Origin of the sequence: Acidiphilium sp. AL (assembly GCF_025499445.1) — a bacterium.
Lineage (GTDB): Bacteria > Pseudomonadota > Alphaproteobacteria > Acetobacterales > Acetobacteraceae > Acidiphilium > Acidiphilium iwatense.
The window spans coordinates 1-8,067 of the sequence record NZ_JAIMBZ010000034.1; the positions used below are offsets into that span (position 1 = coordinate 1).

Consider the following 8,067-nt stretch of genomic DNA (forward strand, 5'->3'; position numbering starts at 1 on the left):
CATGATCCTTGCCATGCTCCAGCACCATCCGCACCGCGCGTTCGCGGACCTCAGGTGAATATCTGTTCGATGTCTTCCGCTTTTCCATTGCTCCATCCTACTCAAGAGTTGGAGCCTCCGGGATTCCCGGCGCGGTTCATCTTGTCCGGCGACAGGTCGCAGAAAAGCGCCGTCACCAGCGTGTTCAGCGTGATCCGGCTCTTCTCGATCGACACCGCCTTGGACACGATCACCCGGTTCTCGCGCGCCAGCATGTCCTGCAGGCGGCGCAGCGTCACCGTCTTGCCCGCGCCCACCACGCCGCACAGCGCCACCAGGTCGCTGTCATAGGCGGCCTGCTTGATGTCCTGCAGCAATTGCCGGTGATGGGCTGTCTCGTAGTAGCCGACGGCGCGCGGCGAGCGGCTCAGACCGTAGAACTCCATTACCTCAGCTCGCATGGCCGCTGTCCTCTTCCTGTCGCCGCTTTGCCTCACGCTCGCGGAAATAGCCCCGCACGCAGGCGATCACCGTGCGCCGCTCCAGCGTCCGATCGAGGAGCGCGTTGATGGTTCCGAGGTCCTCGGCCGCCAGCTTCGCCAGGGGACGGCCGAGGTAGTCCGCGATCGCGAGTTTGGCCGCGAGCACGTTCGGGAAGTGCAGTTCACGAAACGGGTCAGGGTCGATGAACGGCACGGTCATCGGAATGGCGGCGGGCGTGATCGCGGCCGGCGTCGGCCCATCCAGCGCCGCGCGCGGCAGGCCAAGCTTGCCCGCCAGCGCCTCAATACGGTCGAGCCGGCCGTCCGTCGCCGACTTGCGGAAGCTGCGGTAGCGATGCAACGGGATCGGCCCGTCGATCGGGCCGAACGGCCCGTATCGCTGATCGGCGTGCTCAACAAACAGTTCGTGGTCGAACAGCCCCCACCAGAGCGTCACCGTCTCGCCCGCCAAGGCAGGCTCGACCTCATAAACAACGCCGTCCACCTGCACCCTGGCATCGACGCCGACCCGCCGGCGCTCGGGCTCGCGTGCAAAGGCGCAGAACCGCTCCCAAGCGCACATGGCCCGGTTGTGTCGAATTGCCTGTTCCGACCGCGAAAATGGTTCCGCTGCTTTACGACGGCACCGTGGTCACCGTTTCGGGGCGTTGGCGCTGGAAGGCTTGGTTACGTACCCAATCGGCACGACGTGCTGCTGAGTGCGGCACCAACAACGCAACCGCACCCGTTGCAGCCGAGAGGCTTCACCGCGCGCAGACGTCGGTATCCTTCAAACTGGGTATGCACTTCACACCCGTAGCCTCCCAGGGATAGCGATTGAGGGTGCCTGGATCATCCGGGTTGACAATAGCCTGGGTGCCGAAGCAACAGAGACGGCCTACTGGGCGAGGCGATAGAACAGCATGCCGTGGGCTTTCGAGTTCCGGCGGTTGAAGCGGAAGCAGAACTCGTTGAGGTAGTAGTCGAGATGCTGGTGCTGGATGCCGCCCGGCGGGGTGCCCATGATCCATCGCTTGAGCAACGAGGCGACCCCTGTGGACGCGCGGCATGACGACGTGGGCGGGATCGAGGCTGGAGCTGATCACCGTCACCTAGTGGTGGTAGCCAGCGGCGATCAGGCTGGAATAGCCCCCCAGCCGTCGGTCTGGATCGTCGCCCCGTGAGCTCGACCGTGCTGCGCACGATGACCATCAGACTGTCGGCGGAGACGTCGGTTTCGAAGCCTCCAACAAAGGTTTCGTCGTCGACCTTAATCTCGCCGTGCAGGCTGTCTCGGCCAGGCCGGACCATCTCCCGCCGCAGCTTGTGCAGCCACGTCCAGGCCGTCCGGTAGCTATCCAGTCCCAACACCCGCTGGAGGCCCAGGGCACTGACGCCGGTCTTTTGGCTGGTGATGCATCACAGCGCCACGAATCACTGCCGCAACGGCTTGTGGGTATCTTGGAAGATCGTGCCGTCGGTCACCGTCGCCTCCGCCTCGTACCTCCGGCAGCACAACTGTCCGCGAGACATTTCCCAGGGCGTGGCATCCGCCACCCCGCAAGCCGGGCACACGAATCCATCCGATCACCGCAGGCGACGGATGTAGTCCCGGCAGGCCACCTCGCTGCGGAACCACGCCTCGAACTCCTGGAAGGTCCGAGGATAGTCCCCCGATCGCGGGACGATTGCTTGCGTCTTGATCCCGACGCAACTGCGGGATACTATTTCTTGGCGTTAGCTTTCGGCAACGGTATGGCCACGAAAATCGCCTGATTATCCCGCATGATCCGCACGGCGATCGCTTTGGCGTGATGAGTCTCGGCATTATGGATCGCGGCGATCACTTCACCGGGATTGGTTATCGCAGCGCTCCCGATCCCCACGATCACATCGCCGGAACGGATGCCTGCTTGGTCTGCTGGAGAGTCAGGTGCCACATGAACGACCACGGCACCTTGCGCGGTCATCGGCAAATTCAACTGCTGGCGATTGCTCGGGGTGAGTAGAGTGAGGACGAGGCCAAGTTCAGCCTTTTGTTGCGTGCTGGCAGAGACGTGCGTAAAGGCTGCTTGAGCATTAGCCGGGAATTTCTCGACTTTGATGGTCGTCGATTTGATGTGATGGTCATGATCGTATGCCACATGCACGGCGTCGCCAGGTTTGACCTCCGAAATCGCGAGAGCGAAATCACGAACGTCCTTAACCGTTTTGCCATTCAGCTTGGTGATAACATCGCCGGGCGCTAAGCCGGCCTTGGCTGCCGGACCACTCGGTTCGGTTTCATCGATCAACGCACCATCGGCGTGTCCGTCATGCGACTTCAGGCCCAGGGCTGTCGCCATTTCCGGACTAACGTCTTGAGCCTGCACACCGATGAAACCGCGATTGACATGACCATACTTGATCAATTCAGTCGTAATTCGCTTGACCATGTCGGATGAGATTGAAAAACCAATACCGACCGAGCCACCCGAGGGGGTAAGGATGGCTGTGTTGACACCGATCACCTGACCTTTTTGATTGAGCAGCGGGCCGCCGGAATTACCTTCATTGATCGGGGCGTCAGTCTGGATGAAACTGTCATATTCCCCATCGCCGATATCGCGTCCCAAGGCGGAAACGACTCCGGTCGTCACCGTTTCTGCGAGGCCAAAAGGATTGCCAATCGCAATCACCCATTGTCCTGGCAGCACTTTTTTAGAATTTCCCAGTTCAAGGAAGGGGAATGGCTTAGACCGTGTGACCTTCAGTACTGCAAGATCGGTGCTTGGATCGGTGCCAACGATTTTGGCGATCAGACGTTGGCCGTCAGACAATGTGACAAACACCGATTTCGCGTTTTTGACAACATGATTGTTCGTGACGACGTAGCCCTTTGGACTGATGAAAAAGCCCGATCCCTTGGCTTCTACTGGTTGAGGTTTTTGCAGATGAGGAAACGGGATAGAAAACGGAAATTGAAACGGCGAGCGTGGCGGGCCCTGGTTGCCGGTTTGAGCAGTGTTGTTGATTTTGAAATGCACCGTTACTGAAACAACTGCCGGCTTTACGATGGTAACCAGCGGTGCGAAGTTGGGGAAGGGTTTGAAACCCCGCTGGACTTTCGCGGTCGCATTCAGCGGCCGATCATTGGCGAAGGCCGGATGCATCGTCGCGACGGTCAGGCTGGTTCCGGCGAGTAGCATTGCAGGTAACGCTGCTATCCGTTGTGGACGGGGTCGCGAGAGGAACAGTGTCATTCAAACTTTCCTTCATTGAAAGCCGCCCCGTGGGCAGTGATCCCATAGTCGAACAATCCGGTGGCGCCTGCACGTCGTGCTCATACATTATTCGCGCAATCGTTTGTCGAGAGTGCGATATAGTGATGATTCTAAATGTGCGTCGGTTGCGAAGATGAAACTCTTTTCACCTGCTCGCATCCACAAGCAGCAATTAGGGTTTGACGTTGCTGACTTCGATCACGTTCGCATGTTCATCATGGATAGCCACTCGATGGGGGGTTGATGCCGACCAAAAAAGCCGTGTAGCCCCTTGGCTCATGCGAGGGGCCTGCAAAAAACTCTCCCGCCTAAGTGTCGCTCGGGCGTGTATCGTCTCTGCGGCACTGCTCGCGACTGTCGCACCTGCCAGTGCGGCATCGGCCGGGCAACGGGGGCCTTCAACCACTCGGCAGACCGGGTCATCGAGACCCGAAAATGTCGCTTATGCCATACCACGTTCGACATCGATCAACGGTGCCGAAACGATACTGGCGCAACCGCTGACGCCGAGCGATGCCGCGATCTATCAGCGCGTGTTTACCGATCAGCATGACGGCAAGATCGCTGCAGCCCAGCGCCTGATGGCGCGGGTCGGTAATCCGCTGCTCAAGGGCCAGGTGCTGGCGCAACTCTATCTCGGCCCTTACCACCATTCGACGCCCGCCGAGCTTCAAGCCTGGCTCACCGCCTATAACGGTCAGCCGCAGACACGGCGGATCCGCGCGTTGTTGCAGCAACGCCTGCCGCGCGGAGCCCATGCGCCGGCAGCGGACGTATCCTATCTGCCCGAACCGAGCATGACCGCCGGTGGTGCCGCGCACTCCGCGCCGCGCGGAGTGCTGGTGCCGCGCTATCTGGCCGACCGGGTGGAAAACCTCACAAGGGCTGGCGATAGTGGCCGGGCGATCATGTTGATCAGCCTGGACAACCATATCTCGGCCCCGGCCGGCGCGGCATTGCGCGGCGATGTGGCGCGGCACCTATTCGTCAATGCCCAATACGAGCAGGCTTTTACGGTGGCGAGCCAGGCCGCGCACGAGGGCAACGATACCGTGTGGCGGCCCGATTTCATCGCGGGCCTCGCCGCCTGGCAGATGCACGATGTCGCCAAGGCCTTGCCCTATTTCACCGCTGCTGCCACCGCCGCCGCTGCGAACAGCAGCGCCGGCCAGCGCGCGGCCGGCGCGTTCTGGGCCGCGCGGGCGGCGTTGGGGCTGCGCCAGCCGGATGCCTATCTGCATTGGCTCGACCGGGCGGCTGCGGCCCCAGACAGTTTCTACGGGATGCTGGCAGACCGTCTTCTCGGCCGTGGGCTGAACGGTACCGGCCTCGCGGCCAGTCTTTCGGAAGCCGATATCGAAGCGGTCGCGTCACACAAAGATGGCAGGCTGGCGTTCGCTCTGCTGCAGGTTGGCCGCTCAGCCGATGCCGCGCGGGCGCTGCGAGCGTTGTGGCCGGATATTCAGCGCGACCCAGAGCTTGGCCGGGCTGTGATGCGGGTGGCGGCATGCGCCGGGCTGGTGGATGTCGCGGTCGCGCTCGACCAGACCCTGCCGGGCAACGCGATCGCCGGAGCGCGGCTGCCCTTGCCAGCGCTGCACCCGGCGGGCGGCTTCAATGTCGATCCCTCGCTGGTTTATGCACTGGCCCGCACCGAGTCAGGGTTCAATCCCAACGCGGTCTCGCCGGTGGGTGCGCGCGGACTGATGCAATTGATGCCGCAAACCGCATCGGCCATGGCGCGGCGCGGCGGCATCGCGGGGAAGCTGGGCGATCCGTCGGTCAATCTGGCGCTGGGGCAGAGCTATCTGCTCTATCTGGGCAGAGCCGGGGGGCAGCGCAACCTGCTCGATATTCTGGCCAGCTACAATGCGGGTCCGGTGGCGGCGGCGTCCTGGACGCATTCGATCCATGACGGCGGCGATCCGCTGATTTTCCTGGAGTCGATCCCGTTGGCGCAAACCCGGCGGTTCGTGCGCCAGGTGCTGGCCGATAGCTGGCTCTATGCCGAGGAAATCGGCACGACGTCGGAAAGCCTCGATGCGCTGGCGGAGGGCCGGTTTCCGCGTCTGTCGCCCTATGGGCCCGCACTGGCGGAACGCTGATCCGTTACCCGTCGGCGCTGTTGTATGAACCGGGATCGGGCGAGAATCACCGGTGTCTCGGGTTATTTGACTCGACCGCCGACAGCCATTCCGAGGTTGATCATCCGATTGAGGACCTTGCAGGCGATTTTCGCTGCGGGGCGTGACGTGTTCTGGCTTGCGCGATGGCTGCAGGTGCGCGGTATTGAGGTCGATGCCATACATTCGACGAGCGTCGCTGTGGCGCGCGAGCACAGCCGGGCAAAGACAGACCGTCTGGGCACCGCGATGCCGATGCACGTGTTTCTGCGCTGGCTGTGCGGTAAGCGCGGACATTGCATGATGGTCGCGATCCCGACGCGCGGAGAAAGAATGCCAAGCGTCCCATCCGAGAGCGTGAAAGCCTGGTTCGGCCGATCGTATGGCCCATCCCGCACAGGCTTTGGCTGAGCTTGCGTAAGCTCTTGCACGTCCGCAGCAGCGGCGATTGCGGATCGCCGCGCGTCTCCGGTTCGACCAGCGAGCGCGGATCGTCAAGTAAGCTTGCATCCGTCTCGTTCACAGGCTTGCGACCGCCGCCTGGCCGACGGATCCGCTTCGCATCCGGCGTCTCACCCGCTGCGCAATTCCGCTAGGCCACGGCCGATCGTGCTGCGCGCGATGCCCGTGTGGCGCGGGTGACCGCGTGTGACCCCGCCATGTCCGGCCGACCTCACCTCGGCCGCCGCAAACCACCGCCGCCCGCCCTCGTCGAGCCCCGGAGCAAGCGCCTCGAAGCGCTGGCGTATGGCCGGTTCGTCAATCACCCCAGGACGATATAGCCTTGTGACTCCCGATGGAATCCCGTCAGCAATAAAAATCCGACCCAATGCGATTCACTTGTTCACAGACGGGCCCTTAGCTTATTCTCCCTCGGAATCTGTCCGAAGGACTGGGACTGCCGTATCTGACCTACGAAGGTCGGATAGCTTTGGCCAGCTACGCTAGTAGCGATGCGTATAGAAACCACTGGTGTTGTCGCGCCCGTGAAAGCCGGATAGCTCTGGCCAATCACGTCCGGTGGTGTTTGTGCAACAAAAGGCTGCTCTGGCATGACCAGGATCCCCTGACCCGCTCGGGCTAGAGAACTCCAACTCAAAATACCAGCGGCAACCGTTACGGCCAGAAAGATTTTGTTCATCGTAGTTTCCCCTATTTCTCCCGAGGGAAACCTCAGCTCACCATGGGCCGGGAATTTTACTCGGAAACGCAGGCAACATCTACAATATGGCAAATAAAGTATGTTGTATACATAAATTCCACCCGAATTAGGCGTCACACACAAAAATGATCATATTTACCGATCGGAGGTTTGAAGCCGGCAGTTTCGAGCCTCGGTCTCAACCCTGTGATTGCGGCGATTGCCTATTGAAACTTGGTCGATAAAGGGTCCGAACACGAGCGTATGGCCCACTCCGCCTGCATCGTCCGACCCGGTTCCCTTGATTCCGGCTCATACCGTGTCAGGGGGGACGATTTTTCCAGCGGCCCTGACGCGATGCGGCCCAACCAGGCTGACAGTAAAAACATGATTATGAACTCGGCCTGCGCCAGAACCGCATTCGGCTCGACTTTTATGCGGTCCTGCGGGTCCGGGATGCCGCCACCAAGGTGCAGGATATATTGTAGATCGGGCGTCGCGGTCAGCCACGGCGTAACCCGCGCGGTATAGTCCAGTTCAAAATCCATCTCCGCGCTCGGAATCGGTCTATCAGCGCCACCGAGTGCGTTCTCAGCCCGAATCAGGCTGATTTTCCGCGCGCTGATCCGGTCGTAGGAAATGGCAAAAGCGGCGGAATCATGAGACCGGCCGGGGAAGGTGCCGTTCAGCACGATGCCGCCTTGCACGTCCAGGGAAGTCAGATTGTGGCTGGGTGGCGCATAGGCGATCCGCGAAAAGACGCGCAGCCAGCGGGTGCCGTGTCTGTGCCAGAGGGTCTGGGTATCGCCGGCATAAATCGCATAATCCCCGTGATCGAGTCGGGGAGTGCCAGCATCTAGACCCAATACTGTTCACTTAACGATTTGGATGGCGACTTGAGTGTTGATTAGCGGCCTTTGCCTTCCTCCTTTTCGTCTGAGGGGAAAGTTGCTCATCTTGAGTTTGCCTAAACCACGCAGCCGATAGGCATAATCCGCTTCGCCGATGACCAGCGCGCCGGCATCGAGCGGAAAGATCAGCCCGTTGGAATCGCGCGCCGGGGGGGGGGGGGGGGGGGC

The 8,067-nt window shown here is 61.3% G+C and carries 5 protein-coding genes and 3 pseudogenes; 2 read left to right on the forward strand and 6 right to left on the reverse strand.

The window, feature by feature from the left end; all coding sequences use genetic code 11:
* Positions 1-101: 101 nt before the first annotated feature.
* From AiwAL_RS15395 to AiwAL_RS15410, 4 genes and pseudogenes are all read right to left on the reverse strand, one after another.
* Positions 102-425 (reverse strand): hypothetical protein, encoded by a 324-nt coding sequence (locus AiwAL_RS15395; RefSeq protein ID WP_262313010.1) that lies wholly within the window; start codon positions 423-425, stop codon positions 102-104.
* 4 nt (positions 426-429) lie between these two features.
* Positions 430-1,044, reverse strand: coding sequence for a hypothetical protein (locus AiwAL_RS15400; RefSeq protein ID WP_262313011.1), 615 nt, complete (start codon positions 1,042-1,044; stop codon positions 430-432).
* A 315-nt stretch (positions 1,045-1,359) separates the two neighbouring features.
* Positions 1,360-2,165 (reverse strand): annotated as a pseudogene (locus tag AiwAL_RS15405) (IS1595 family transposase).
* A 20-nt stretch (positions 2,166-2,185) separates the two neighbouring features.
* Positions 2,186-3,703: a Do family serine endopeptidase gene (locus AiwAL_RS15410; protein WP_262313012.1), complete on the reverse strand. Its 1,518-nt coding sequence runs from the start codon at positions 3,701-3,703 to the stop codon at positions 2,186-2,188.
* Between the two features lie 554 nt (positions 3,704-4,257).
* Between AiwAL_RS15410 and AiwAL_RS15415 the strand changes: the two genes are divergently transcribed.
* Positions 4,258-5,829: a lytic transglycosylase domain-containing protein gene (locus tag AiwAL_RS15415; RefSeq protein WP_235705991.1), complete on the forward strand. Its 1,572-nt coding sequence runs from the start codon at positions 4,258-4,260 to the stop codon at positions 5,827-5,829.
* Positions 5,830-5,853: 24 nt separating this feature from the next.
* Positions 5,854-6,258 (forward strand): hypothetical protein, encoded by a 405-nt coding sequence (locus AiwAL_RS15420; protein ID WP_235705990.1) that lies wholly within the window; start codon positions 5,854-5,856, stop codon positions 6,256-6,258.
* A gap of 4 nt (positions 6,259-6,262) precedes the next feature.
* Here the strand turns inward: AiwAL_RS15420 and AiwAL_RS20435 are convergent.
* Together AiwAL_RS20435 and AiwAL_RS15425 are read right to left on the reverse strand one after the other, a co-directional pair.
* Positions 6,263-6,370, reverse strand: a pseudogene (locus AiwAL_RS20435) (hypothetical protein); the annotation flags it as partial.
* 842 nt (positions 6,371-7,212) lie between these two features.
* Positions 7,213-8,067: pseudogene (locus AiwAL_RS15425) on the reverse strand (carbohydrate porin); the annotation flags it as partial.